The following is a 25,530-nucleotide window of genomic DNA, read 5'->3' as shown; positions in this document are numbered from 1 at the left end:
CAGCAAGTGCCCTACAGGTACGAGGCCTCTGCCGTGCACGACGTTAAGAGTCGGGAGCCGGGCAGTAAATGCGTCGAATCTGACAGACCTTGTAGGTCACGGACGAGTGATTCGCAGCTTGTTGCCGTAGGACGGCAGCAAGCGCGGATGTAGTCTGATTCCTATGGTCTTGGCGGATGCAATAGCGGCGACGTTTACACGTCGCCGCCAGGAATCCTTACTTGCCGCTTACGCTCACGCCGTAGAAGGAGTTCAAGCCAAATGGGCTGATCTTGAAGTCCTGCACGTTGTTGCGCATGGGTTGATACACCGTCGAGTGCGCGATAGGTGTCATCGGGACTGCATCTTTAAGGATATGTTGCGCCTGCTTGTACAGCTCGGTGCGTTTGGCTACGTCGGAAGTCGCCTTGGCTTCTTTCACGATGCCGTCGAATTTCTTGTCGCACCACTTGGAGAAGTTGTTGCCGGCCAGGGAATCGCAGCCGAACAGCACGTTCAGCCAGTTGTCCGGGTCACCATTGTCGCCGCTCCAGCCAATGATCATGGCTTGGTTCTCGCCGCCCTTGGAACGCTTGATGTACTCGCCCCACTCGTAGCTGACGATGTTGACCTTCAGGCCGATCTGCTTCCAGTCGTTCTGCAGCATCTCAGCCATCAGCTTGGCGTTCGGGTTGTACGGACGCTGAACCGGCATCGCCCACAGGGTGATTTCGGTGCCTTCCTTGACGCCTGCTTCCTTGAGCAAAGCCTTGGCTTTGGTCACATCGTGCGGGACATCCTTGATGGTGGTGTCGTAGGACCACTGGGTTGGCGGCATGGCGTTGACGGCCAGTTGGCCTGCACCCTGATAAACCGAGTCGATGATCTGTTGTTTGTTCACCGACATGTCCAGGGCCTCGCGTACTCGCAGGTCGGACAGTGGGTTAGGTGCGGTTTGGCCCTTGAGCACCGGCATCACGTTATAGGCGATGTAGCCCAGGTTGAACCCGGCCTGGTGCGGCAGTTTCAGGCTCTTGTCTTCACCCAGCGCCTTGAGATCGGCTGGACGCGGGAAGAGGGTGATCTGGCATTCGTTTTTCTTCAGCTTCTGGATACGCACCGACGGGTCGGTGGTGATGGCGAAGATCAGGTTGTCGATCTTGACGTCCTCAGGCTTCCAGTAATCCTTGTTGCCGGTGTAACGGATGTTGGAGTCTTTCTGGTAGCTCTTGAACACGAACGGACCAGTGCCGACCGGCTTCTGGTTGATATCGGCAGGCTTGCCATCCTTCAACAGCTGCGCGGCATATTCGGCCGACTGCACGGAAGCGAAGCTCATAGCCAGGTTCTGGATGAAGGCCGCGTCCACGGTGCCAAGGGTGAACTTGACGGTGTGGTCATCGACTTTCTCGATGTTCTTGATGTTGGTGTCCATCCCCATGTCCGTGAAGTACGGGAACTCGGTGGGGTAGGCTTTGCGGAATGGATCGTCTTTATTGATCATCCGGTTGAAGGTGAACAGTACGTCGTCAGCCGTGAACTCACGAGTTGGCTTGAAGTACGGGGTGGTGTGGAACTTGACGCCTTCACGAAGATGGAAGGTATACGTCAGGCCATCCGGGGAAACGTCCCAACGGGTGGCTAGCCCAGGAATCACGGCGGTACCGCCGCGCTCGAACTGGGTCAGGCGGTTGAACATGGTTTCGGCCGAGGCATCGAAGTCTGTTCCGGTGGTGTACTGGCCTGGATCGAAACCGGCCGGGCTCCCTTCGGAGCAGAACACCAGATTAGTCGCCGCTTGGGCGAAAGGTGCAGCAGCCATTAAACCGGCGCTGACTAATAACGGAATGACTGCGTGTTTAAGCATGTTGGCCTCATGATTTGTTGTCATTTTTGGTAGTGAGGGCGACCTCGTGAGTCGACCTGCGGATACTTATGCAGGGCCCATACCCAATGCAAGATGTTGAGAGGTCGCAGGCGCTAAACAGTGGTACGAACGTACAGGAATGTCGCATTGATGTAAGTTTCGACACAAATCGACATTTTCGAGGGTCTTTTCGGTGCGTTTAGCGCACCAAAAATGACCAGCCGGGGCGTCTGGCGCACCCGGTTGGCGCAGCGCTGTTACTTATGGAGACTCACGCCATAGAAGGGTGTCAGCCCAAATGGACTGATCTTGAAGTCCTGGACTTCCTTTCGAAGCGGCTGGAAAACCGTCGAGTTCGCAATAGGTGTTATAGGTACTTGTTCCTTAAGGATTTTTTGCGCCTGTTGATACCACTTGATGCGCTGCTCACCGTCACTGCTGACTTTGGCCTGCTGCACCAGTTTGTCGTACTCGGGGTTACACCATTTTGCATAGTTGCTGCCCTTGACCGCGGCACAACTGTAGAGCACACCCAGCCAGTTATCCGGGTCGCCGTTGTCGCCGGTCCAGCCGTAGATCATCACATCGTGCTCGCCATTTTTCGCCCGCTTGATGTACTCACCCCACTCGTAGCTCACGATATTGGCGGTTATCCCGATCTTGGCCCAATCCTGCTGGATCATTTGTGCCGACATCCGCGCGTTGGGATTGGACGCCCGTTGTACCGTCATGGCCCAAAGATTGATGGTGGTACCTGGTGCAACCCCTGCTTCTTTTAGTAGCGCCCGAGCCTTGGCCGGATCGTACGGTGCGTCCTTGATGGTCGGGTCATAAGACCACTGAGCCGGCGGCAGTGCGTTCTGCGCCAATTGTCCGGCGCTCTGGTACACGGCTTTGATGATGGCCGGTTTGTCGATGGCCATGTCCAGGGCCTGGCGCACTTTGAGCTGGTCCAGAGGTGGGTGGGTCACGTTGTAGGCGAGGAAGCCCAGGTTGAAACCAGCCTGTTGCAACACCCGCAGGTTTGGGTCCTGCTTCATCACGTCGATATCGGAGGGGCGTGGGTAACCGCTGACCTGGCATTCGCCGGCTTTGAGTTTCTGCAAGCGCGAGGCGGCATCCGGGGTGATGGCGAACACCAGGTTGTCGAGCTTCACCTCCTCGGGTTTCCAATACTGTTTATTGGCGACGTAGCGAATCTGCGAGTCTTTCTGGTAGCGCTTGAACACAAACGGCCCGGTGCCCACCGGTTTCTGGTTGATGTCCTCGGCCTTGCCTTCCTTGAGCAGTTGCGCGGCGTACTCGGCGGACTGCACTGAGGCAAAACTCATGGCCAGGTTTTGCACAAACGAGGCATCGACGTTGTTCAGGTTGAAGCGCACGGTGTGATCGTCGATCTTGTCGACGCTCTTGATGGTGGTGTTCAGGCCCATGTCGGTGAAGTACGGTGACTCGGAGGGGTAGGCCTTGCGAAACGGGCTGTCGGCATCCAGCAGGCGCTGGAAGGTGAACAGCACATCATCGGCGTTGAAGTCGCGGGTGGGTGTGAAGTAGTCGGTGGTGTGGAACTTAACGCCCTCTCGCAGATGGAAGGTATACGTCAGACCATCCGGGGATACGTCCCAGCGTGTGGCCAGGCCTGGCTCAACTTCGGTACCGCCGCGCTTGAATTGAGTCAGGCGGTTGAAAACGGTTTCGGCGGAGGCATCGAAATCGGTGCCGCTGGTGTACTGGCTGGGGTCGAAGCCGGCGGGGCTGGCTTCTGAGCAGTAGACCAGGGTGCTGGCTGCGTGGGCCATCGGCATAAAGGCCAGCAGGCTGGCGGCGAGGAGCAGCGGTTTTAAGGCGATTCTTTCCATGGATACCCCTGAAGTGGCAGGTGAAGGCTGCTCAAACGAAAACGGCGGTCACCGAGGTTACCGCCGTTGAGGTTTATGAGGTAGAGGGAAGGTCCCGCAGTTTGCTACTGCGCTTGAACCGATATTTCAATTTGGGTAGGCGCATTCTTGTCGATCGCAAACGACCCTTCCAGCTCGTTACTCTCCCGTATCGTAAACGTTCTGCTGATAGTTACCCCTACACCTGGAACATGGTTGATATCTTGTTCTGGATTTGACAGGTGCCCTTTGGAAATGATCCTGACCTGAGTCAGGCCCTTGGATGACTCATGTTCGATGTAAAAATGGGTATCGTCAGCGCCAAAGTAGTAGCCGTCCTGCAGCACCGATTCACCATTCAAATTAATGGTGGCGGGCGCTATGGAGCCTTGATGGGCTACCTCGGAAATGCGCGCGCGCAGATCAGCAGACGGAATTACAGCCTCAAACTGTTTTAGTCTGCTTTGGCGGATACCCTCGGCAGAGTCTGCCGTGCCATCCAGCGCCATATTCACCTCACGTCCGTTTTCTTTGGTGATTACGGTGTAAGGATTGCGATTTATATCGAGCACAAAGTTTGGGGAGTACTCGTTTGTACTGTGTTCTGTAAATTGTGCCTTTTCTCCAGACTCAACCGAAAACCCACGCTCATCGATGTTCCAGGACACATTGAGGTTTCTTTTGATTATGGAGTTTTCTTCATAGTTTCTACTGGAGAACTCATAGGAACTCCCCTCGTTGACTTTCAAGTATTTATCGACCCTGTCGGCCCCCGACATTTTTGAACCGTCCAATTCAACGAATTGATCCGAGAATTTTGGCGGGATCTTTAAGTCATTACTTGGGGTCGGTGATGGTACGCGTTGCCATGGCCACTTTGCCCCACCTCTGGCCGCAGCAGTTTGAACCCACTCACCATTGCTGTCTGAATGCACCGTCATTACCGGCTTACCCGTATCACGATCAATGATCTGCACATAATCATTGCTCAATTTGAAGTCGCTTTTTATCTCATACACCTGGCGAACACCGGTTGTGTCGGTAGAGCGGATAAACCATTGATCTGAGCCGGTTGTTGCATCTTTAACCTGGTAAATACCCTTTGCGTTGCGTGTGGCATTCTCAATGAGTTGTTCACCGTTCGGCACCGTATATTGGCTGATATTGCCCGCTTGGCTGGGCTGCAAGCGGTTAATGCCAGGTACTGCCTGTGGGCGTTCAACCTGAGGGGGCTCGCCTGGCTTGGGGGTGACCGATGTTTCTTCTAGGGGAGTGAATGGGTCCTCAACCGATCCACTGGCACCGACCGAGAACAAGGTGTTCAACAAGCCATCGAATGCCTTGGATGCACCGTCATTGCGTTCAGCCAGCGTATCGCCGGAGTATTGTTTTTCCTCCCCCAGCGCCAGTTCGGTCAGCCCAGTAACGACTGCGGCGGCGGCAACGGGCGCAGCAATAGGCGCCAGCTTGGCAAGCAAACCGGCTGCGACGGTGATGTCGTTAAGCCATGTGTCCCGCGTAACCTCGCTGTTGGACTTGATCACAACATCGGCATCACTGCTCATCCGCTCTTTACTGGCGGACGCCATGGCCGAGAAGACATCGCCCTCAATGTGCGATCCGTCGCCGTCGAACGTCGGGTCTTTCAGTTTTCCAGTGGCGAGTTTTTCGAGAGTCGTGTCCAGGCCTTCCGTTTTGGTGCCGACATTCGTAAACCACAATATTGGCATGAACACTTTCGCCAAGTGTTCAATAGTGCCCGGCTCATGGTCTTGGCGGCTGATCAATGAAAAATGAGCGACCAGGGACTCGCGCTTTTTGGGGGCCTTGGTTTGATCGATAACCCATTGATCCAGTTTCTCCAGAGAGTCGAACCTGAGAAATGCCGGCTCGGCGCCAGGGATGTAGAGGACTTGCCGGCCACCGTCGGCAGCACTGAAGCGCACAATGTCGTTAGACAAGAAGCCCTTGATATTGAAAGCATGCGCTTGGACGATGCCCTTTACCGGGGCATTGGCCCTGAGCTGTTCGACGTTGAGCGGTGCATTTTCATCGAGCGGAAGATTGGACGCCGCGCCCATGACCAAACGGTAGTCTTCACGGGTGAATCGATGTTCGGGGGCTTGCAGGGCTTGCTCCGCGGGAGGCCTGGCTTCAGCGGTCTTCAGTTGCTTTCGAGCTTGATAGGCGAACTCCCCTTTGATCGCTGCTTGGTAGTCATCGCTGTAGGCGTTCCAGAAGTTGCCGATTTCTTGCGTCATTTTCGCCTGGAAGTCGGTTTTCCAACTGGCATGCATCAGTGTTGATGGGGCCAGGGAAAACTGGTTATGCGTACCGTATCCTCCCGTTTTACTCTGCCCAGGTCCGTCTTTATAGATACCGGATTCCGAGTCCAGATTGCCGGGGACCCAATCATTTTCAGAGAAGTTCTTCAGCAGTGCATCGGGCAGGCGCAGGGAGGAGGTTGGCTCTTCGTTCATGTGCTCCCAGCCGGTAGAGGTTGAAGCGCTTTGCGAGCCATTGAAACGGTTCAAATAAAGTGTATCGGCGTCCACCAATTTGCCGGTCAGTTGGAAAATGAGGGACTCCGCCCATCGTTTTGCGTGTGCGCGCACGTTTGGCAGTGCATCGGCAACCGTCAGTGCCAGGTGTTTATAGGCTTGTGCCTGCTGTGCGCTGGCGCTGGAGGGCGTGTCCTGGAGTTTGTACTGCTGATCGACAATTCCTCGCTGGCTTTTCAACTGATCTTCGCCGCGGATTCTGTCTGATTTGTACGGATCTGATGCGGCGATCGCCGGGAAGGTTTGGGTGCGATCGAGTTCGTCATAGTCCTTGGAGTCTCGCAGGCCATAAAACTGGCCTACTGTCTTCAGTTCAAGATGAGTCCTGAAGGCATCGTCGTAGCTCAGGGAAATACCGTTGCCAGCGGCGAGGACCTTGCCTGCGTCCAATACAGGTGCTGCTGCAGCATTCCATGCCAGGTCATTGCCCGGTTTGAAACTGACTCTTTGGTTATTAACGATGACCGAGATGCTGTTGGTGTCCGGATGCACGACGACACTTGAAGGGTTGATGTTGTTATCTTTCAACCAGTCTTGAAACGCCGGGTTCTTCAATGCCCTTGCCAGCTGCTGTTGCCACTGCCCCAAGGTGGAGTCGGCAGGAATTTGCACGCGGGAGTTGTATTGGCGGTCTTGGGGATGCAGTGCGTTGCGGATGTTTGTCGCTAATTGACGATCACCCTGCTCGCGGGCGGTCAGCGGTTTTTCGGTGCTTGCTTGTGCTGGGAGCGCCCCGATAACGGATTTATAGGGGGGCGAAAACGGCAAAGGAGACGGTATGCGGGTGATGGTGGTCATCGTATTTATTCTCGATAGTCGTCGGGAGGCATTGCCCGCAGCACACGCGTCCATTCATCTATGGGCATTGCTAGTACTAAGTAACGACAATCAAGCTCTCCATTCCCTCGGGAGTGTCTGGAAAAATGACGTGGGGGTGTATGAATAGGTTGTGCACCTGTTGTCCCGGGGGATTAGCAGAGTGTTGGCAAAGTTGTCCGGATCTACAGGCGAAAAAAAACGGCGCTTGCCTTGGGCCGCGCCGTTTCTGGTTTCAGTGCATCGCGGTCATTGCAGGACTTCGATCACCCCGTCTGCACTCATGCTGACCTGGCTGGTACCCGCTTCAACTTCCGGGGCAGGTGCCGAATCCATGGCCGCAGCCTTCATCATCATGCCGCCACGGGCATAAGGCTGTGGATAGCCGTTGGTATTGAAGTTCAGGTTGACGATCTTGTAGCCCTTGCCACCCAACGCATCGGTAGCCAGCTGGGCACGGGCCTTGAACGCAGTGACAGCTTCCTTGAGCAGGGCGTCTTCGCCGGCCTTGCGGGTCGGGTTGGCGATGGCGAAGTCCATGCTGTCCATTTTCAGGTTGGTCAGCATCTCGCCGGTGAGCTTGGACAGGGCGGCGAAGTCCGAGCTTTCCATGCGTATTTCGGCGCGTTCACGCCAGCCGGTGATCTTCTGGTTCTTGTTGTCGTAGATCGGGTAGCTGTTGCGACTGCCCTGGCGCAAGGTCACGGCCTTGACCTCGCGGGCCTGAGCCAGAGCTTTGTTCATAGTGGTGGTGATTTCAGCGGCGAGCTTGGCCGGGTCGCTGTTCTGGGATTCGGTGTAAAGGGTGACGATCATCTGGTCACGGGCCACTTCCTGGCTGACTTCGGCGCGCAGGGAGATCTGGTTGTAGTGCAGCTCATCGGCGGCCAGGGCCGGCAGGCTGGCAAGGGTGCCGACACCGAGGGTGATAACGGCTGCGCTGCGAATGAAACGTGACATAGAAGCTCCTTGAGATAGTCGTAATCGGTATGACTGTAGACGTGATGGTCTGGTTCGGCGGGTTACACATTCTCTACAAATAGCGGGACTGCCGACGAACGGTCATGTGGAGGGCCTGCGTCAAAGAGCCACACACGCCGTGCCAGCACCGTTGCTTCGTTTATACTCGGTGCGATCCGCCTGGAGCGCTCATCAGGAGAGCTCATGCTCGCCCCCGTACAACTGACTTCCGCCACTCGCCAGAACCTCTGGCGTCTGACCTTCATCCGCACCCTGGTCCTGGCCGCACAGGCCGGTTCCGTGGGACTGGCCTATTGGTTCGACCTGCTGCCGCTGCCCTGGCTGCAACTGGCCGTGACCCTCGGGTTTTCCATGGTGCTGTGTGCCTTTACCGCCATCCGCCTGCGCACCACGTGGCCGGTGACCGAACTGGAATACGCCCTGCAACTGGCCTGCGACCTGTTTATCCACAGTGTGTTGCTGTATTTCTCCGGCGGTTCCACTAATCCCTTCGTTTCTTATTATTTGGTGCCGCTGACCATCGCTGCCGTGACGTTGCCTTGGCGTTATTCGGTGATTTTGTCCGGCATCGCCCTGACCCTGTACACCCTGTTGCTGGCCCGGTTCTATCCGCTGCAAACCTTCCCCATTGCTCGGGAAAACCTGCAGATCTATGGCATGTGGCTGAGCTTTGCGCTGTCCGCCGCCGTGATCACGTTCTTTGCTGCGCGCATGGCCGAAGAGCTGCGCCGTCAGGAAGAGTTACGGGCGATCCGCCGCGAAGAAGGCCTGCGGGACCAGCAACTATTGGCCGTTGCCACTCAGGCGGCCGGTGCGGCTCATGAGCTGGGTACGCCGTTGGCCACCATGAGCGTGCTGCTCAAGGAAATGCGCCAGGACCACCATCATCCAGACTTGCAGGATGATTTGAGCGTGCTGCAGGATCAGGTCCAGGCTTGCAAGCAAACCTTGCAGCAGTTGGTGCGCGCCGCTGAAGCCAACCGTCGTTTGGCGATAGAGATGCAAGATGTCACCCAGTGGCTGGACGAAGCCCTGAACCGTTGGCACCTGATGCGCCCCGAAGCCAGTTACCGTTTCCATCTGCTGGGGCAGGGCACAGTGCCACGCATGGCGCCACCGCCGGATTTGACCCAGGCGCTGCTGAACCTGTTGAACAACGCCGCCGATGCCTGCCCGGAAGGGCTGGAAGTACAGTTGGGCTGGGACCAGGAAAACCTCACTATCAGCATTCGCGACCACGGCGCTGGCGTGCCGCTGGCCATTGCCGAGCAGATCGGCAAGCCATTCTTTACCACCAAGGGCAAAGGTTTCGGCCTGGGCCTGTTTTTGAGCAAGGCCAGCGTGACACGCGCCGGCGGCTCAGTGAAACTCTACAGTCATGAGGAAGGTGGCACGCTCACCGAGCTGCGCCTGCCCCGTGTCGCACGAGGAGACATCGATGAGTGACGAGATCCAAGTCGAAGGCGAAGAACTGCCGCACCTGCTGCTGGTAGATGACGACGCCACCTTTACCCGCGTTATGGCGCGGGCCATGAGCCGTCGCGGTTTTCGCGTGAGCACCGCAGGCTCCGCCGAGGAAGGGCTGACTATTGCCCAGGCCGACCTGCCGGACTACGCGGCACTGGACCTGAAAATGGACGGCGACTCCGGCCTGGTGCTGTTGCCCAAGCTGCTGGAGCTGGACCCGGAGATGCGCGTGCTGATCCTCACCGGGTATTCCAGCATCGCCACCGCCGTCGAGGCCATCAAGCGAGGTGCCTGCAATTACCTGTGCAAGCCGGCGGATGCCGACGATGTGCTGGCCGCGCTGCTCTCCGAACACGCCGACCTCGACACCCTGGTGCCGGAAAACCCGATGTCTGTCGACCGCCTGCAGTGGGAGCACATCCAGCGGGTGCTGACCGAGCACGAAGGCAATATTTCCGCCACCGCCCGTGCCCTGGGCATGCACCGCCGGACGCTGCAGCGCAAGCTGCAAAAGCGCCCGGTTCGGCGCTGAACCTGCGCTGAACAAACATCAGCGCCGCTCTCGACCACACGAGCCGATCCTCTATGATCGGCTTGTGTGTGTTCTTTCCCCTATCGAGCCTTATCCATGAATCAGAACGCTGAGTATTCCGCGGTCAACGATGCTGTGCGCGGGCAGTTTTTCCGCCGAGTCTGGCAAATGGTTACGCCGTATTGGCGCAGTGAAGAGAAGGGCAAGGCCTGGTTGTTGTTGATCGCGGTGATCGGTTTGTCGCTGTTCAGCGTGGCCATTTCCGTGTGGATCAACCACTGGTACAAGGATTTCTACAACGCCCTGGAGAAGAAGGACACCGCCGCCTTCTGGCAATTGATCGGCTATTTCGGCGCGATTGCCGCCGTGGCGATCCTGGGCGCGGTGTATCGCTTGTACCTGACTCAGATGCTGACGATTCGCTGGCGGGCCTGGCTCACCGAAAAGCATTTCGCACGCTGGCTCGCCGACAAGAACTATTACCAGCTGGAGCAGGGCGGTTATACCGATAACCCGGATCAGCGGATTTCCGAAGACCTCAACAGTTTCACCACCAGTACCCTGGGCCTCGGTTTGGGGCTGCTGCGCAACGTCGTTAGCCTGGTGTCGTTCTCCATCATTCTGTGGGGCGTTTCCGGCAGCATCGAAGTGTTCGGCATCACTATTCCGGGCTACATGTTTTGGTGTGCCTTGGTGTATGCCGGTGTCGGCAGCTGGTTGACTCACTTGATCGGCCGTCGGTTGATTGGGCTGAGCAACCAACAACAACGCTTCGAAGCTGACTTGCGCTTCTCCATGGTGCGAGTGCGAGAGAACGCCGAGAGTATTGCTCTGTATAACGGTGAACCCAACGAGAATCAGCGTCTGAGCACACGATTCGGCAAGGTCTGGCACAACTTCTGGGACATCATGAAAGTGTCCAAGCGCCTGACTTTCTTCACCGCCGGTTACAGCCAGATTGCAATCATCTTCCCGTTCATCGTCGCGGCGCCGCGCTATTTCACCGGCAAGATCGAACTGGGTGAGCTGATGCAAATCAACTCGGCGTTCGGCAACGTCCAGGAAAACTTCAGTTGGTTTATCAGCGCCTACTCTGAGCTGGCCTCGTGGCGCGCTACCAGCGATCGTCTGTTGAGCTTCCATCAGGCCATGAGCGACAACGAGGCGCGCACGCCGGCGATCGAAGTGCAAAACCAAGGTGCCGAGCTAGTGGTGGCAGGGCTCGGGCTGGACTTGGCAGATGGCCGTCACTTGCTGACCCACGCCGATATGATCGTGGAGCCGGGCCAGCGAGTGATGTTAAGCGGCCGCTCGGGCAGTGGCAAAAGTACGTTGCTGCGGGCGATGGGGCACTTATGGCCCAACGGTCATGGCGCGATTCGCCTGCCGGCGGCGCGCTATCTGTTCCTGCCACAGAAGCCATACCTGCCGATTGGTACGTTGAAGGCGGTATTGAGTTATCCACAGGAAGACTCGGTCTATAGCGCTGAACGTTATGCACAGGTCCTGGAAACCTGTCGCTTGCCGCATTTGGTCAGCCGTCTGGATGAAGCCAATCACTGGCAACGCATGCTTTCGCCGGGTGAGCAGCAGCGGCTGGCCTTTGCTCGTGCGTTGTTATTCGCCCCGCAATGGCTGTACATGGACGAGGCGACTTCAGCCATGGATGAAGAGGATGAGGCAACGTTGTATCAGGCGCTGATTGATGAACTGCCAGGGCTGAGCATCGTCAGCGTCGGCCACCGCAGCAGCCTCAAGCGCTTCCATGGGCGGCATGTGCGGATTGAGCAGGGGCAGTTGCAGGAACAAGCGGTGTCCTGAGGGCTTCCACACAAGTCTGCTCCCACATGGGGGCTGTGTTGTAGGGTAGACCGCCCAACAAAAAGCCCGGCTGATCGTCGATCAGCCGGGCTTTTTATGTCGCTTGAAAGCGTATTACTTCTTCAAGCCGTAATGCTCATCCAGCATGCCTGGGGCGTTCGGCGTTTTTGGCGCGTAGTCCCGAGGCGGTTCCTGGTTTTCCCGTGGCGGGGTCAGGCGTTCCCGTGGAGCTTGTACCGCATCGGAATGCAGCGCGGCCAGCAGACGCTGACGGGTGATGTCGTCCAGGGCCAGGCGGTTGGCGCCCTCGGCGAGATGATCTTGTACTTCCTGATAGCTCTGAGTGAGCTTTTTCACCAGGGTCGCGGTGCTGTTGAAGTGGGTAACAACCTCGTTCTGATAACTGTCAAAACGTTCCTGAATGTCGTCCAACTGACGCTGCGTGCGGTTAGGCGCCGCATTGGGCAGCAGGCGAGCAACTAGGAATCCAATGGCGACACCGGCAACCAAGGCGAGAGTCGGCAACAACCAAACTAAGAGCGAGTGTTCCACGAGTCCTTCCTCTATAAACGGCTTTGCTTTACGTTAACGGCTCGGACCTGCGCTGTATACCGCGATTAAGTTCGCAATGATGCCATGCACAGACTTTTAGCTAGACGAGTCGACCCCTTGAGAGGTCACGGAGTTCCTTCCTTGCTGATGCGTGAAACCCCCGTTTTGATCGAAGGCCCGGTAGGCCAACTGGAAGCCCTGTATCTGGATCACCCCGAGCCACGTGGCCTGGCGCTGATCTGCCACCCTAACCCGGTGCAGGGCGGCACCATGCTCAACAAAGTGGTTTCGACCTTGCAGCGCACTGCACGCGATGCCGGTTTGATTACTTTGCGTTTCAATTATCGTGGCGTCGGCGCCAGCGCCGGAACCCACGATATGTCCACCGGTGAAGTGGACGATGCCGAAGCGGCCGCTACCTGGCTGCGTGAAAAACACCCCGACCTGCCCATTACCCTGCTGGGGTTCTCCTTCGGTGGATATGTGGCAGCAAGTCTCGGCGGTCGCCTGGAAGCCAAGGGTGAAAAGCTGGCGCACCTGTTCATGGTGGCGGCTGCGGTCATGCGCCTGCGCGATCAGGATGTGCTGCCGCAGAACTGCCCATTGACCCTGATCCAGCCGGAAACCGACGAAGTGGTCGACCCCCAGACCGTCTACGACTGGTCCGCGGCCTTGAATCGCCCCCATGAGCTGCTGAAAGTGGCAGAATGCGGACACTTTTTTCATGGCAAGCTGACCGATCTCAAGGATCTGGTGCTGCCGCGCCTTTCGAATTGATAGCAGTCTGATAAGCGATTACCCATGACGACTCGTACCCGTATCCTCACCGGCATCACCACCACCGGCACGCCGCACCTGGGCAACTACGCGGGGGCCATCCGCCCGGCGATCCTTGCCAGCCAGGACGTCAATGCCGACTCTTTCTACTTCCTGGCCGACTACCACGCCCTGATCAAATGCGATGACCCGCAGCGCATCCAGCGCTCGCGTATGGAAATCGCCGCGAGCTGGCTGGCCGGTGGCCTGGATGTGAACCGGGTGACCTTCTACCGTCAGTCCGACATCCCGGAAATTCCCGAGCTGACCTGGCTGCTGACCTGCGTGGCGGCTAAAGGCCTGCTCAACCGCGCCCACGCCTACAAGGCCTCGGTAGACAAGAATCTGGAAAACGGCGAAGACCCGGATGCGGGCATCACCATGGGCCTGTACAGCTACCCGGTGCTGATGGCGGCGGACATCCTGATGTTCAACGCCCACAAGGTGCCGGTCGGTCGTGACCAGATCCAGCACGTGGAAATGGCCCGGGACATTGGCCAGCGCTTCAACCACCTGTTCGGCAACGGTAAAGAATTCTTCACCATGCCTGAGGCGTTGATCGAAGAAAGCGTCGCCACCTTGCCAGGCCTGGACGGCCGCAAGATGTCGAAGAGCTACGACAACACCATCCCGTTGTTCACCAGCGCCAAAGACATGAAAGACGCCATCTCGCGGATCGTCACCGACTCCCGCGCACCGGGCGAAGCCAAGGATCCGGACAACTCCCACCTGTTCACCTTGTTCCAGGCGTTTGCCACCAAGGCCCAGGAAGAAGAGTTCCGTGGCGAACTGCTGCAAGGCCTGGGCTGGGGCGAGGCGAAGAACCGTCTGTTCCAACTGCTGGACGGCCAACTGGGCGAAGCCCGCGAGCGCTACCATCAACTGATGTCGCGTCCTTCGGACATGGAAGACCTGCTGCTGGTCGGTGCCCAAAAAGCCCGTGCCGTGGCCGCTCCGTTCCTCAGCGAACTGCGCGAAGCGGTTGGTCTGCGTTCGTTCGTCAACCAGACAGCCGTTGCTGCCAGCACCAAGAAGAAAGCCGTGAAGGCCGCGCGTTTCGTCAGTTTCCGCGAAGACGACGGCAGCTTCCGCTTCCGCCTGCTGGCCGCCGAAGGTGAGCAACTGCTGCTGTCGCGCAACTTTGCCGACGGTAAAACGGCGGGTGCCGTGACCAAGCAGTTGCAGTCGGGCCAGGACCTGGACGTGCGCAGCGAAGCCCTGAGCTTCAGTGTCTGGCTGGAAGGTGCGGTCGTGGCTGACAGCCCGGCCTTCGCCGACAGTGCATCGCGCGATGCTGCCATCGACGCCTTGCGCGTCGCTCTGACTCCAATCGAGGATTAACCCGACCAAGGGTTGATTGCCATTCTTCAGGGCCGTCGTTACAGTGGCGGCCCGTTTTTGTTGCCTTGCTAACGAATTATGACGCCCCTAGAACGATATCAAGCTGATCTGAAACGCCCCGAATTCTTCCATGACGCCGCCCAGGAAACTGCGGTGCGTCATTTGCAGCGCCTATACGACGATCTCGTCCAGGCCTCGCAGAACAAACCGGGGATGTTCAGCAAACTGTTTGGCAAGAAAGACCAAGCGCCGGTCAAAGGTCTGTATTTCTGGGGTGGCGTGGGCCGGGGCAAGACTTACCTGGTGGACACGTTCTTCGAAGCGTTGCCGTTCAAGGAAAAGGTCCGTACTCACTTCCACCGCTTCATGAAGCGTGTGCATGAAGAGATGAAGACCCTTCCCGGCGAGAAAAACCCGCTGACCATCATTGCCAAGCGTTTCTCAGACGAAGCGCGGGTGATCTGTTTCGATGAGTTTTTCGTCTCCGACATCACCGACGCCATGATCCTCGGCACGCTGATGGAAGAACTGTTCAAGAACGGCGTGACCCTGGTCGCTACCTCGAACATCGTGCCGGACGGCCTGTACAAGGACGGCCTGCAGCGGGCGCGCTTCCTGCCGGCCATCGCGCTGATCAAGCAGAACACCGACATCGTCAATGTCGACAGTGGCGTCGACTACCGCCTGCGTCACCTCGAACAAGCGGAGTTGTTCCACTTCCCGCTCGACGAAGCGGCTCAGGAAAGCCTGCGCAAAAGCTTCCGTGCCCTGACGCCGGAATGCACCCAGGCCGTGGAAAACGATAAGCTGATTATTGAAAACCGCGAAATCATCGCCCTGCGCACCTGCGACGATGTGGCCTGGTTCGATTTCCGCGAACTGTGCGACGGCCCCCGCAGCCAGAACGACTACATCGAACTGGGCAAGATCTTCCATGCCGTTATCTTGAGCGGCGTCGAGCAAATGACCGTCACCACCGACGACATCGCCCGACGTTTTATCAACATGGTCGATGAATTTTACGACCGTAACGTGAAGCTGATCATCTCGGCCGAAGTCGAGCTCAAGGACCTCTACACGGGTGGTCGCTTGAACTTCGAATTCCAACGGACCTTGAGCCGCTTGCTGGAAATGCAATCCCACGAGTTCCTGTCGCGGGCGCATAAGCCTTAAGCGGTGTGATCGAAATGAAAAAGGCCTGCAGCGATGCGGGCCTTTTTTATACGATCTAAAGAGCAGTCGAGATCCAAATGTGTGCGGGCTTGCTCGCGAAGGCGGAGTGTCAGTCACTGAATCTGTTGGCTGATACAGCACCTTCGCGAGCAAGTCGAATCGTCGCACCGCCGCTCCCACATTTTGTCCCGTGTACACCCTGGCTTAGGCGGCTTGCTGAAACTGCTGCCGGTACTGGTTCGGTGACAGCTCGGTGTGCTGCCGGAACAACCGCGCAAAGAAGCTCGCATCGTCATAACCCACCTCATAGCTGATGGTCTTGATGCTTTTGCGACTGCCCGACAGCAAGCCCTTGGCGGTTTCGATACGCAGGCGTTGCAGGTAGTGCAGGGGTTTGTCGCCGGTGGCAGTCTGGAAGCGGCGCATGAAATTGCGGATGCTCATGCCGTGTTCCCGGGCGACGTCTTCGAAGCGGAACTTGTCGGCGAAGTGTTCTTCGAGCCAGTGCTGGATCTGCAGGATGATCACGTCCTGATGCAGTTTCTGGCCGCCGAAGCCGATGCGACCGGGGGCGTAGTTGCGTTGCACTTCATAAAGAATGTCGCGCGCCACGGCCTGGGCGATGTTGGCGCCGCAGAAGCGCTCGATCAAATAGATGTAGAGGTCGCAGGCCGAGGTGGTGCCGCCGGCGCAATACAGGTTGTCGGCGTCGGTCAGGTGCTTGTCCTGATTGAGTTGGACCTTGGGGAACCGTTCACTGAACGCGTTGAAGAAGCGCCAATAGGTGGTCGCCTCCTTGCCGTCCAATAGTCCCGCTTCAGCGAGCCAGAATACCCCAGTGGCTTCGCCGCAGAGTACGGTGCCGCGGGCGTGTTGCTCCCGTAGCCAGGGCAGGATTTGCGGATAGCGGTTGCACAGGGAGTCGAAGTCGTCCCAGAAGGCTGGAAGGACGATGATGTCGGCATTTTCCAGGCCGCCGTCCACCGGCATGATCACGTCGCTGAAGCTGCGTACCGATTGCCCGTCAGGGCTGACCAGACGGGTTTCGAATGCCGGAGTAAGGCCCTGGCCCAACTGTTTGCCGTAGCGCAGGCTGGCGAGGTGGAAGAAATCCTTGGCTTGCATGAGAGTGGAAGCAAACACCCGATCAATGGCCAAAATGCTGACGCGCCGCAAGGGCGTGGAGACTTGGGTAGACATAATTTCATTTATTCTTATAGGGGAAAGTGGTCACCAGACGGCTGGATCGTCTTATTTTTTGTCGCATGTGTCCAGTGTCCTGTGACGTCCCGGGAGCTTAGGCTCTGTGATCTTGTTCTTGTCTGACAATCCTCACAGGTGGCCCATGATTCCCAGAACCTTGTTCAGCTCGGAGCACGAACTCTTCCGTCAGAGCGTGCGCACCTTCCTAGAAAAAGACGCGGCGCCGTTTCACGGGCAATGGGAAAAACAGGGGCATATTGATCGCAACCTGTGGAACAAGGCAGGGGAGGCGGGGATGCTCTGCTCTCATCTGCCGGAAGAATACGGCGGCCTGGGGGCGGACTTTCTCTACAGCGCGGTGGTGATTGAAGAGATCAGCAGGCTCGGGTTGACCGGGATCGGTTTCTCCCTGCATTCGGACATCGTGGCGCCGTACATCCTGCATTACGGCAGCGAAGCGCTGAAGCACAAGTACCTGCCCAAACTGATTTCCGGAGAGATGGTCACGGCCATCGCCATGACCGAGCCGGGCGCCGGCTCCGACCTGCAGGGGGTGAAGACCACCGCCGTGCTGGATGGCGATGAATACGTGATCAACGGCTCGAAGACTTTTATTACCAATGGCTTCCTCGCAGACCTGGTCATCGTTGTGGCCAAGACCGATCCGAAGGCTGGCGCGAAGGGCACCAGCCTGTTCCTGGTGGAGGCCAATACGCCGGGCTTCGACAAGGGCAAGCGCCTGGAAAAGGTCGGGATGAAGGCTCAGGACACCTCGGAGCTGTTCTTTCAGGATGTGCGGGTACCCAAGGAGAACTTGCTGGGGCAGGCGGGGATGGGCTTCGCCTATTTGATGCAGGAATTACCCCAGGAGCGTTTGACCGTGGCCATTGGCGCCTTGTCATCTGCCGAGGCGGCACTGCAATGGACCCTGGAGTACACCCGCGAGCGTAAAGCGTTTGGCAAGCCGATTGCCGATTTCCAGAACACCCGCTTCAAGTTGGCGGAGATTGCCACTGAGGTGCAGATTGGCCGGGTGTTTGTCGACAAGTGCCTGGAGCAACACCTGGAAGGCAAGCTGGACGTGCCTACGGCGGCGATGGCCAAGTATTGGACCACTGACCTGCAATGCAAGGTGCTCGACGAGTGCGTGCAGCTGCACGGCGGTTACGGCTACATGTGGGAATACCCGATTGCCCGGGCCTGGGCGGATGCGCGGGTGCAGCGCATTTATGCGGGGACCAATGAAATCATGAAGGAGATTATTGCGCGGGCGCTTTGAATCTGTGGTGACTTTGAGGGCCTCTTCGCGAGCAAGCCCGCTCCCACATTCGACTGCATTCCAAAGATGGCGCTCGGTCGAATGTGGGAGCGGGCTTGCTCGCGAAGGCGGCTTAGAGGTCAATCAAGGCGCAGGATTCGGGTGGTCCTTCTGAATCGCCTCAATCCCCGCCAACACGTCATCCGACAGTTTCAAGTCAGCACTGGCGATATTGCTGTCCAGTTGTTCCAGCGTCGTGGCACCAATGATGTTGCTGGTCACGAAGGGCTGCTGCGTCACAAAGGCCAGTGCCATCTGCGCCGGGTCCAGGCCGTGCTCACGGGCCAAGGCCACGTAACGGCTGCATGCCGCTTCCGATTGCGCGTTGAAGTAGCGGCTGAAGCGGCTATAGAGGCTCAGGCGACCTTTTGCCGGACGTGCCCCCCCTTCGTATTTGCCGCTCAACATGCCGAACGCCAGTGGCGAGTAGGCCAACAGACCGCATTGTTCACGGATGGCGATTTCCGCCAGGCCGACTTCAAAGCTGCGGTTGAGCAGGTTGTAGGGGTTCTGGATCGACACCGCGCGGGTCCAGCCACGGGCTTCGGCCAGGGCCAGGAACTTCATGGTGCCCCATGGGGTTTCGTTGGACAGGCCGATGTGGCGGATCTTGCCGGCCTTGACCTGTTCGTCCAGGGCTTCGAGGGTTTCCTCCAGCGGCGTCAGGTGTTCTTCGGCCCTGTGCTTGTAGGCCAATTGTCCGAAGAAGTTGGTGCTGCGCTCCGGCCAATGCAGTTGGTAGAGGTCGATCCAGTCGGTTTGCAGGCGCTTGAGGCTGGCGTCCAGGGCGTCGACGATGTGTTTGCGGTTGTGCTTGAGGTGGCCATCGCGGATGTAGTCGATGGTGTTGCCGGGACCGGCGATCTTGCTGGCGAGGATCCAGTCGGCACGGTCGCCGCGGCTTTTGAAGTAGTTACCGATATAACGCTCGGTGGTGGCGTAGGTGTCCGCCTTGGGCGGCACGGGATACATTTCCGCCGTATCGAGGAAGTTAATTCCCGCGGCCTTGGCCCGCTCGATCTGTGCGAAGGCCTCTGCCTCGCTGTTCTGCTCGCCCCAGGTCATGGTTCCCAAGGCTATCGCGCTCACGTTCAGATCGGTTCGGCCCAGCTGTCGATAATCCATCGGGTACTCCTTTGGGGAAAACAATCATAAAAGCAGGTTGAATTTTTTTTGGCAATCTGCATAATTGCCCACCTCTTTCTGCAGTGGAAGTGATGCGCCGCCTGCCGAAGAATCTTGCCGTTGAACGGACGCGCTGACCCGAGCCCCCGATAGCGTCTGTATCCGGCTGCCTTTGACTTGTCAAAGTACGCACTATTCAGTAAGATCCGCCGTCTAATTTACAGGGCGGCCCCTGAGGCTATTAAAGAATGACAACTTTTACTGCAAAACCGGAAACAGTTCAGCGCGACTGGTTTGTCGTCGATGCCGCTGGTCAGACCCTGGGTCGTCTGGCCACTGAAGTCGCCAGCCGTCTGCGTGGCAAGCACAAGCCTGAATACACCCCTCACGTTGACACCGGTGACTACATCGTGATCATCAACGCTGAGCAGGTACGTGTTACCGGCAACAAAGCGCAAGACAAAATGTACTACCGTCACTCCGGTTTCCCAGGCGGTATCAAGTCTTCGAACTTCGAAGGCCTGATTTCCAAGAAGCCTGAAGCCCCGATCGAAATCGCGGTCAAAGGTATGCTGCCTAAGGGCCCACTGGGTCGCGATATGTTTCGCAAGCTGAAAGTCTATGCGGGCGCTGCTCACCCTCATGCTGCTCAGCAGCCCCAAGAACTGAAGTTTTAACGGAATAGTTCATTATGTCGGCGACTCAAAATTACGGCACTGGCCGTCGCAAAACCGCAACCGCACGCGTTTTCCTGCGTCCGGGCACTGGTAACATCTCGATCAACAACCGCACTCTGGAAAACTTCTTCGGTCGCGAAACTGCCCGTATGGTAGTTCGTCAGCCGCTGGAATTGACCGAGACCGTTGAAAAGTTCGACATCTACGTCACTGTTATCGGTGGCGGTGTAAGTGGTCAAGCTGGCGCAATCCGCCACGGTATCACTCGCGCTCTGATGCAGTACGACGAAACCCTGCGTGGCGCTCTGCGCAAAGCTGGCTTCGTTACTCGCGATGCTCGTGAAGTTGAACGTAAGAAAGTCGGTCTGCGTAAAGCGCGTAAGCGTCCGCAGTACTCGAAGCGTTAATTCGCTTTTACGTTCCAGAAAACGCCCAGCCTCCTCACGGAGCTGGGCGTTTTTTATTGTCTGCGATTTATAGGCAATTTTTTACCGTGACAACTTGCCACATCCGTAGACCCCCTATACTCAAAGGCTTGGAGCTGGGGCCGGGGGTAATTACCTTGTCAGAGGTGGGGCTTTTCATTACCATTCGGCAAAATTTTTATAAGTTCAGATTTAACACTTAGTAGACGCCTGATTTAACAGGCCACAAAGCTGATGGGAGAGGACTGAATGAGCAATGACGGCGTGAATGCAGGCCGGCGTCGCTTCTTGGTAGCAGCCACATCCGTGGTGGGTGCTGCAGGAGCGGTGGGGGCTGCGGTCCCGTTCGTGGGGTCATGGTTTCCCAGTGCCAAGGCGAAAGCCGCAGGTGCACCGGTGAAGGTGAATGTCAGCAAGATCGATCCAGGCCAGCAAATGATTGCTGAATGGCGCGGTCAGCCAGTGTTCATCGTTCGTCGTACCGAGGAAATCCTGGGAAATCTGAAGAAGATCGAAGGCCAGTTGTCTGACCCCGACTCGAAGAATTCCGACCAACCCGCTTACGTCGATAAGGAAATTCGCTCGATCAAGCCAGAGATTCTGCTGCTGATCGGTATCTGCACCCACTTGGGTTGCTCTCCCACCTTCCGCCCGGAAGTGGCGCCCGCGGACTTGGGCAAGGACTGGGTCGGTGGCTATTTCTGCCCGTGCCACGGTTCTCACTACGACCTGGCTGGCCGCGTCTACAAGTCACAACCCGCACCTTTGAACCTGCCAGTTCCGCCACATCACTACGAGACTGACAGTGTCATTGTCATTGGCGTCGACGAGGGGGAGAAAGCCTGATGAGCAAGTTCATGGATTGGGTGGATGCACGCTTCCCCGCCACCAAGATGTGGGAAGACCATCTCAGCAAGTATTACGCCCCGAAGAACTTCAACTTCTTCTACTTCTTTGGCTCCCTGGCACTGCTGGTGCTGGTCAACCAGATCGTTACCGGTGTCTGGCTGACCATGAGTTACACCCCGTCGGCGGAAGAGGCCTTTGCCTCCGTCGAATACATCATGCGCGACGTCGAATACGGTTCGATCCTGCGTCTGCTGCACTCCACCGGCGCTTCGGCGTTCTTTATCGTGGTCTATCTGCACATGTTCCGTGGCTTGCTCTACGGTTCGTACCAGAAGCCTCGTGAGCTGGTGTGGGTGTTCGGCATGCTGATCTACCTGGCGCTGATGGCAGAGGCCTTCATGGGCTACCTGCTGCCGTGGGGCCAGATGTCCTACTGGGGCGCCCAGGTAATCATCTCGCTGTTCGGTGCGATCCCGGTCATCGGCAACGACCTGACCCAGTGGATTCGCGGTGACTACCTGATTTCCGGTATCACCCTGAACCGCTTCTTCGCCTTGCACGTGGTGGCCTTGCCGATCGTGATTCTCGGCCTGGTGGTATTGCACGTCCTGGCGCTGCACGAAGTCGGCTCCAACAACCCGGACGGCGTGGACATCAAGAAGCACAAGGACGAGAACGGCGTACCGCTGGACGGCATTGCCTTCCACCCGTACTACACCGTGAAAGATATCGTCGGCGTGGTGGTGTTCCTGTTCATTTTCTGCTCGATCGTGTTCTTTTTCCCGGAGATGGGTGGTTATTTCCTCGAGAAGCCGAACTTCGAACAGGCGAACGCCTTCAAGACTCCGGAACACATTGCTCCGGTCTGGTACTTCACGCCGTTCTACGCCATTTTGCGGGCGATTCCCGACAAACTCATGGGTGTTATCGCCATGGGCGCGGCAATCGCGGTGCTGTTCGTCCTGCCATGGCTTGACCGTAGTCCGGTCAAATCCATGCGCTACAAGGGCTGGATGAGCAAGATCTGGCTGTGGGTGTTCTGCATTTCGTTCGTGATCCTGGGCGTACTGGGCGTATTGGCGCCGACCCCTGAGCGCACGTTGCTGTCGCAGGTCTGCACCTTCCTGTACTTCGCCTACTTCATTCTGATGCCGTTCTACACCAGGCTCGAGAAGACCAAACCGGTTCCGGAAAGGGTGACTGGCTGATGAAAAAATTATTCGCTGCATTGATTCTTGTTGCCCTGCCGGTACTGTCCTTCGCGGCCGAGCATGGCCCGGACCTTGAAAAAGTCGATATCGACGTCTCTGACAAGGCCGCGATGCAGGATGGTGCACGTACGTTCGCCAACTACTGCATGGGCTGCCACAGCGCCAAGTTCCAGCGTTACGAGCGGGTTGCCGATGACTTGGGCATCCCTCATGACGTGATGCTCAAGAACCTGGTGTTCACCGGCGCCAAGATCGGCGATCACATGAACATCGGCATGCAACCTGCCGACGCCAAGACCTGGTTCGGGGCGGCACCGCCTGATCTGACCCTGGTGGCTCGCGTTCGTGGTACCGACTGGCTCTACGGCTACCTGAAATCTTTCTATGAAGACCCGTCGCGCCCGTACGGCGTGAACAACAAGGTGTTCCCGAATGTCGGTATGCCTAACGTTCTGGTCGGCCTGCAGGGGCGCCAAGTGGTAGGATGCAAGCAGGTTCAGGTCGTTGAAGACGGCAAGAAGCAATATGACCCGTTGACCGGCACGCCGCTGACTCATGAAGCGTGCGATCAACTGACCATAATGCCGAAAACCGGTGCGCTGAACGAAGAGCAGTTTGATGAGAAGGTCAAGAATCTGGTGACCTTCCTGGCCTATTCGGCCAACCCGGTGAAGCTGCAGCATCAGCGCATTGGTACCTATGTGTTGCTGTACCTGGCTTTCTTCTTCGTGTTCGCCTATTTGCTCAAGCGCGAATACTGGAAGGACGTGCATTGATCCAACCGTAAGCAATTGCTGTTAATCTTGCGCGCCCAGCGGCATCTCTGAACAGGTAACGGTCTGGTTGATCCAGGCGTTACGGAGATGCTCTCTGGGCGCGCTCGTTTTTGAGCGTTTCGATAATTTCAACAAGCGAGGAGGACCGCCATGGGCGTGACCAATCGGTTGGCCTGTTACTCCGACCCCGCCGACCACTATTCCCACCGAGTACGCATCGTGCTCGCAGAGAAGGGTGTCAGCGCCGAGATCATCAGTGTGGAGGCCGGTCGTCACCCGCCGAAACTGATCGAAGTGAACCCTTACGGCAGCTTGCCCACCCTGGTCGATCGTGACCTGGCGTTGTGGGAGTCAACCGTGGTGATGGAATATCTGGATGAGCGTTACCCGCATCCACCTTTGCTGCCGGTGTATCCGGTGGCGCGTGCCAACAGCCGTCTGCTGATCCATCGGATTCAGCGTGACTGGTGTGGCCTGGTCGATTTGATCCTGGATTCGCGCAGCAAAGAAGCGGCTCGCGTTCAGGCACGCAAGGAATTGCGTGAAAGCCTGACGGGTGTTTCGCCGTTGTTTGCCGACAAGCCTTTTTTCCTCAGTGAGGAACAAAGTCTGGTGGATTGCTGCCTATTACCCATACTCTGGCGTTTGCCGATTCTGGGCATTGAACTGCCGCGGCCTGCCAAGCCGCTGCTTGATTACATGGAGCGCCAGTTTGCGCGTGAGGCTTTCCAGGCGAGTCTGTCTGGTGTCGAACGCGATATGCGCTAAGGCTTAAGGAGCCGCTGATGAACTCCAGTCGACCTTACCTGGTCCGTGCGCTCTATGAGTGGATTGTGGACAACGATTGCACCCCGCACATGCTGGTCAATTCCGAGTTTCCTGCGGTGCAGGTACCACAAGGTTTTGCCAGTGACGGACAGATTGTCCTGAACGTTTCGCCCAGTGCCGTGAGACACCTGCACATGGACAATGAAGCGGTCAGTTTCGAAGGGCGTTTCGGCGGTGTGCCGCATACGCTGTACGTGCCCATCGGCGCCATCCTGGGGATTTATGCCCGGGAGAACGGCCAGGGCATGGTGTTTGATCTGGAGTCGCCTCTCGAGGACGACGACGCGATCGAGCTCGAAGATGACAATGATGTGCCGCCGCCTGATTCCGAACCGCCGCGTCCTAGCGGTCGTCCGAGTCTGAAAGTGGTGAAGTGACAGGGCACGAGCCTTCGAGCCTGTGTTGAAAAAATGCCTCGGCCTTGCCGGGGTATTTTTTTGCGCGTAGCAAAAGGCTGTAGGTTACGGATGAAAGTGCTGACAGAACGGTGATCGTACAACCGGCTTGGGCTATGATGCTCCTTTAGTTCGCCGAGATAGATGATTCATCATGGAAAACTCCAGCACCGCTCCTCGTCTTCCCCGCAAGCGCCGCAGCCTTGCCCAGGAATTGGTCACGGTGCTGTCCGAGCAGATCCGTGACGGCCAGCTCAAGCGCGGTGATAAATTGCCGACCGAGTCGGCGATCATGGATGCCCATGGTGTCAGCCGTACTGTGGTGCGTGAAGCCATCTCGCGGTTGCAGGCGGCAGGGCAGGTGGAAACCCGTCACGGCATCGGCACCTTTGTGTTGGATACGCCAAGCCCCAGCGGTTTCCGGATCGATCCGGCCACGGTGGTGACGTTGCGTGACGTGCTGGCGATTCTGGAGCTGCGCATCAGCCTCGAAGTGGAGTCCGCCGGCCTGGCGGCCCAGCGCCGCAGTGACGAACAGTTAGCGGCCATGCGTGCCGCCCTGGATGCGTTGAACGAAAGCGCTGCCCACGCCGGTGATGCGGTGGCGTCGGACTTTCAGTTTCACCTGCAGATTGCCTTATCCACCGGTAATCGCTATTTCACCGACATCATGACGCATCTGGGCACCAGCATTATCCCGCGTACTCGCCTGAACTCCGCGCGCCTGGCTCATGATGATCAGCAGCACTACATGAGTCGCCTGAGCCGCGAACACGAAGAAATCTACGACGCGATTGCCCGTCAGGATTCGGATGCGGCACGGGCGGCGATGCGGTTGCACCTGACCAACAGCCGTGAGCGGTTGCGTCATGCCCATGAAGAGGCAGAGGCGCAGCGGGGCTGATTGCCATGAACGCTTATTGTGGCGAGGGAGCTTGCT

General features: G+C 57.6%; 22 protein-coding genes. 15 read left to right on the top strand and 7 right to left on the bottom strand.

Annotated features, from left to right (window positions below; all coding sequences use genetic code 11):
• Window positions 1–217: 217 nt before the first annotated feature.
• The 4 genes from J7E41_RS03265 to J7E41_RS03250 all read right to left on the bottom strand — a co-directional run bounded on the left by J7E41_RS03265 (window position 218) and on the right by J7E41_RS03250 (window position 8,060).
• A complete protein-coding gene (locus J7E41_RS03265; RefSeq protein WP_214990088.1) occupies window positions 218–1,846 on the bottom strand; it encodes an ABC transporter substrate-binding protein in 1,629 nt (542 codons plus the stop codon).
• Window positions 1,847–2,103: 257 nt separating this feature from the next.
• A complete protein-coding gene (locus J7E41_RS03260) occupies window positions 2,104–3,705 on the bottom strand; it encodes an ABC transporter substrate-binding protein (RefSeq protein ID WP_214990085.1) in 1,602 nt (533 codons plus the stop codon).
• Between the two features lie 104 nt (window positions 3,706–3,809).
• Window positions 3,810–7,082 carry a dermonecrotic toxin domain-containing protein gene (locus J7E41_RS03255; RefSeq protein ID WP_214990084.1) on the bottom strand — a complete coding sequence of 1,091 codons (3,273 nt, stop codon included), beginning with the start codon at window positions 7,080–7,082 and terminating at the stop codon, window positions 3,810–3,812.
• 267 nt (window positions 7,083–7,349) lie between these two features.
• Window positions 7,350–8,060 (bottom strand): SIMPL domain-containing protein, encoded by a 711-nt coding sequence (locus J7E41_RS03250; RefSeq protein ID WP_214990082.1) that lies wholly within the window; start codon window positions 8,058–8,060, stop codon window positions 7,350–7,352.
• A 204-nt stretch (window positions 8,061–8,264) separates the two neighbouring features.
• Here J7E41_RS03250 and J7E41_RS03245 point away from each other — a divergent pair, with 204 nt between their 5' ends.
• The 3 genes from J7E41_RS03245 to J7E41_RS03235 all read left to right on the top strand — a co-directional run bounded on the left by J7E41_RS03245 (window position 8,265) and on the right by J7E41_RS03235 (window position 11,901).
• Window positions 8,265–9,527 carry an ATP-binding protein gene (locus tag J7E41_RS03245; protein ID WP_214990080.1) on the top strand — a complete coding sequence of 421 codons (1,263 nt, stop codon included), beginning with the start codon at window positions 8,265–8,267 and terminating at the stop codon, window positions 9,525–9,527.
• Window positions 9,520–10,080, top strand: coding sequence for a response regulator transcription factor (locus J7E41_RS03240; protein ID WP_029291924.1), 561 nt, complete (start codon window positions 9,520–9,522; stop codon window positions 10,078–10,080). The genes J7E41_RS03245 and J7E41_RS03240 overlap by 8 nt, the downstream gene beginning before the upstream one ends.
• A gap of 96 nt (window positions 10,081–10,176) precedes the next feature.
• Window positions 10,177–11,901 carry an ABC transporter ATP-binding protein/permease gene (locus J7E41_RS03235; protein WP_214990078.1) on the top strand — a complete coding sequence of 575 codons (1,725 nt, stop codon included), beginning with the start codon at window positions 10,177–10,179 and terminating at the stop codon, window positions 11,899–11,901.
• Window positions 11,902–12,015: 114 nt separating this feature from the next.
• Here the strand turns inward: J7E41_RS03235 and J7E41_RS03230 are convergent, their stop codons facing one another.
• On the bottom strand, window positions 12,016–12,453 hold the full coding sequence (locus J7E41_RS03230; protein ID WP_214990076.1) for a YhcB family protein: 438 nt from the start codon (window positions 12,451–12,453) through the stop codon (window positions 12,016–12,018).
• Window positions 12,454–12,600: 147 nt separating this feature from the next.
• On the opposite strand from J7E41_RS03230, the gene J7E41_RS03225 reads away from it, so the two are divergent.
• The 3 genes from J7E41_RS03225 to zapE all read left to right on the top strand — a co-directional run bounded on the left by J7E41_RS03225 (window position 12,601) and on the right by zapE (window position 15,783).
• The gene (locus J7E41_RS03225; protein ID WP_214990075.1) at window positions 12,601–13,230 is read left to right on the top strand and encodes an alpha/beta hydrolase; all 630 of its coding nucleotides are present in this window, start codon (window positions 12,601–12,603) and stop codon (window positions 13,228–13,230) included.
• Window positions 13,231–13,254: 24 nt separating this feature from the next.
• Window positions 13,255–14,610 (top strand): tryptophan--tRNA ligase, encoded by a 1,356-nt coding sequence (locus J7E41_RS03220; protein ID WP_214990073.1) that lies wholly within the window; start codon window positions 13,255–13,257, stop codon window positions 14,608–14,610.
• Window positions 14,611–14,688: 78 nt separating this feature from the next.
• Window positions 14,689–15,783 carry a cell division protein ZapE gene (gene zapE, locus J7E41_RS03215; protein WP_155583533.1) on the top strand — a complete coding sequence of 365 codons (1,095 nt, stop codon included), beginning with the start codon at window positions 14,689–14,691 and terminating at the stop codon, window positions 15,781–15,783.
• A 204-nt stretch (window positions 15,784–15,987) separates the two neighbouring features.
• Here zapE and J7E41_RS03210 read toward each other — a convergent pair whose 3' ends face one another.
• A complete protein-coding gene (locus J7E41_RS03210) occupies window positions 15,988–16,908 on the bottom strand; it encodes a GlxA family transcriptional regulator (protein WP_214990500.1) in 921 nt (306 codons plus the stop codon).
• A gap of 220 nt (window positions 16,909–17,128) precedes the next feature.
• On the opposite strand from J7E41_RS03210, the gene J7E41_RS03205 reads away from it, so the two are divergent.
• Window positions 17,129–18,265, top strand: a complete 1,137-nt coding sequence (locus tag J7E41_RS03205; RefSeq protein ID WP_214990071.1) for an acyl-CoA dehydrogenase family protein — start codon at window positions 17,129–17,131, stop codon at window positions 18,263–18,265.
• Window positions 18,266–18,388: 123 nt separating this feature from the next.
• Here the strand turns inward: J7E41_RS03205 and J7E41_RS03200 are convergent, their stop codons facing one another.
• Window positions 18,389–19,429: an NADP(H)-dependent aldo-keto reductase gene (locus J7E41_RS03200; protein WP_214990069.1), complete on the bottom strand. Its 1,041-nt coding sequence runs from the start codon at window positions 19,427–19,429 to the stop codon at window positions 18,389–18,391.
• Between the two features lie 248 nt (window positions 19,430–19,677).
• Here J7E41_RS03200 and rplM point away from each other — a divergent pair, with 248 nt between their 5' ends.
• From rplM to J7E41_RS03160, 8 genes are all read left to right on the top strand, one after another.
• Entirely contained in the window at window positions 19,678–20,106 is a 429-nt protein-coding gene (gene rplM, locus J7E41_RS03195) for a 50S ribosomal protein L13 (protein ID WP_155583529.1), read from the top strand.
• A gap of 14 nt (window positions 20,107–20,120) precedes the next feature.
• Window positions 20,121–20,513 (top strand): 30S ribosomal protein S9, encoded by a 393-nt coding sequence (rpsI, locus tag J7E41_RS03190; RefSeq protein ID WP_003216038.1) that lies wholly within the window; start codon window positions 20,121–20,123, stop codon window positions 20,511–20,513.
• A 267-nt stretch (window positions 20,514–20,780) separates the two neighbouring features.
• Window positions 20,781–21,377, top strand: a complete 597-nt coding sequence (gene petA / locus J7E41_RS03185; RefSeq protein WP_003216040.1) for a ubiquinol-cytochrome c reductase iron-sulfur subunit — start codon at window positions 20,781–20,783, stop codon at window positions 21,375–21,377.
• The gene (locus J7E41_RS03180; protein WP_179448008.1) at window positions 21,377–22,588 is read left to right on the top strand and encodes a cytochrome b; all 1,212 of its coding nucleotides are present in this window, start codon (window positions 21,377–21,379) and stop codon (window positions 22,586–22,588) included. The genes petA and J7E41_RS03180 overlap by 1 nt, the downstream gene beginning before the upstream one ends.
• On the top strand, window positions 22,588–23,367 hold the full coding sequence (locus J7E41_RS03175; protein WP_214990067.1) for a cytochrome c1: 780 nt from the start codon (window positions 22,588–22,590) through the stop codon (window positions 23,365–23,367). Before J7E41_RS03180 ends, J7E41_RS03175 begins: the two co-directional genes overlap by 1 nt.
• Window positions 23,368–23,517: 150 nt before the next feature.
• Complete coding sequence (locus J7E41_RS03170; protein WP_155583525.1) at window positions 23,518–24,135, top strand: glutathione S-transferase N-terminal domain-containing protein; 618 nt, start codon at window positions 23,518–23,520, stop codon at window positions 24,133–24,135.
• Between the two features lie 17 nt (window positions 24,136–24,152).
• Complete coding sequence (locus J7E41_RS03165) at window positions 24,153–24,572, top strand: ClpXP protease specificity-enhancing factor (protein ID WP_169356361.1); 420 nt, start codon at window positions 24,153–24,155, stop codon at window positions 24,570–24,572.
• 172 nt (window positions 24,573–24,744) lie between these two features.
• Complete coding sequence (locus J7E41_RS03160; protein WP_214990065.1) at window positions 24,745–25,494, top strand: FadR/GntR family transcriptional regulator; 750 nt, start codon at window positions 24,745–24,747, stop codon at window positions 25,492–25,494.
• Window positions 25,495–25,530 lie beyond the last annotated feature (36 nt).

It is taken from the genome of Pseudomonas fluorescens (assembly GCF_018614655.1).
Taxonomy (GTDB): Bacteria; Pseudomonadota; Gammaproteobacteria; order Pseudomonadales; family Pseudomonadaceae; genus Aquipseudomonas; species Aquipseudomonas fluorescens_BX.
This window is presented reverse-complemented; position numbering and strand designations above follow the sequence as displayed.

Bases quoted from the DNA above. Each gene is read 5' to 3' on its own strand.
- J7E41_RS03235 (WP_214990078.1), top strand. From the start codon at position 10,177: ATGAATCAGAACGCTGAGTATTCCGCGGTCAACGATGCTGTGCGCGGG.
- J7E41_RS03250 (WP_214990082.1), bottom strand. From the start codon at position 8,060: ATGTCACGTTTCATTCGCAGCGCAGCCGTTATCACCCTCGGTGTCGGC.
- J7E41_RS03210 (WP_214990500.1), bottom strand. From the start codon at position 16,908: ATGCAAGCCAAGGATTTCTTCCACCTCGCCAGCCTGCGCTACGGCAAA.
- J7E41_RS03260 (WP_214990085.1), bottom strand. From the start codon at position 3,705: ATGGAAAGAATCGCCTTAAAACCGCTGCTCCTCGCCGCCAGCCTGCTG.
- J7E41_RS03225 (WP_214990075.1), top strand. From the start codon at position 12,601: ATGCGTGAAACCCCCGTTTTGATCGAAGGCCCGGTAGGCCAACTGGAA.
- J7E41_RS03240 (WP_029291924.1), top strand. From the start codon at position 9,520: ATGAGTGACGAGATCCAAGTCGAAGGCGAAGAACTGCCGCACCTGCTG.
- J7E41_RS03170 (WP_155583525.1), top strand. From the start codon at position 23,518: ATGGGCGTGACCAATCGGTTGGCCTGTTACTCCGACCCCGCCGACCAC.
- J7E41_RS03245 (WP_214990080.1), top strand. From the start codon at position 8,265: ATGCTCGCCCCCGTACAACTGACTTCCGCCACTCGCCAGAACCTCTGG.
- J7E41_RS03180 (WP_179448008.1), top strand. From the start codon at position 21,377: ATGAGCAAGTTCATGGATTGGGTGGATGCACGCTTCCCCGCCACCAAG.
- J7E41_RS03160 (WP_214990065.1), top strand. From the start codon at position 24,745: ATGGAAAACTCCAGCACCGCTCCTCGTCTTCCCCGCAAGCGCCGCAGC.
- J7E41_RS03265 (WP_214990088.1), bottom strand. From the start codon at position 1,846: ATGCTTAAACACGCAGTCATTCCGTTATTAGTCAGCGCCGGTTTAATG.
- J7E41_RS03205 (WP_214990071.1), top strand. From the start codon at position 17,129: ATGATTCCCAGAACCTTGTTCAGCTCGGAGCACGAACTCTTCCGTCAG.
- zapE (WP_155583533.1), top strand. From the start codon at position 14,689: ATGACGCCCCTAGAACGATATCAAGCTGATCTGAAACGCCCCGAATTC.
- rpsI (WP_003216038.1), top strand. From the start codon at position 20,121: ATGTCGGCGACTCAAAATTACGGCACTGGCCGTCGCAAAACCGCAACC.
- J7E41_RS03255 (WP_214990084.1), bottom strand. From the start codon at position 7,082: ATGACCACCATCACCCGCATACCGTCTCCTTTGCCGTTTTCGCCCCCC.
- J7E41_RS03165 (WP_169356361.1), top strand. From the start codon at position 24,153: ATGAACTCCAGTCGACCTTACCTGGTCCGTGCGCTCTATGAGTGGATT.
- petA (WP_003216040.1), top strand. From the start codon at position 20,781: ATGAGCAATGACGGCGTGAATGCAGGCCGGCGTCGCTTCTTGGTAGCA.
- rplM (WP_155583529.1), top strand. From the start codon at position 19,678: ATGACAACTTTTACTGCAAAACCGGAAACAGTTCAGCGCGACTGGTTT.
- J7E41_RS03220 (WP_214990073.1), top strand. From the start codon at position 13,255: ATGACGACTCGTACCCGTATCCTCACCGGCATCACCACCACCGGCACG.
- J7E41_RS03200 (WP_214990069.1), bottom strand. From the start codon at position 19,429: ATGGATTATCGACAGCTGGGCCGAACCGATCTGAACGTGAGCGCGATA.
- J7E41_RS03175 (WP_214990067.1), top strand. From the start codon at position 22,588: ATGAAAAAATTATTCGCTGCATTGATTCTTGTTGCCCTGCCGGTACTG.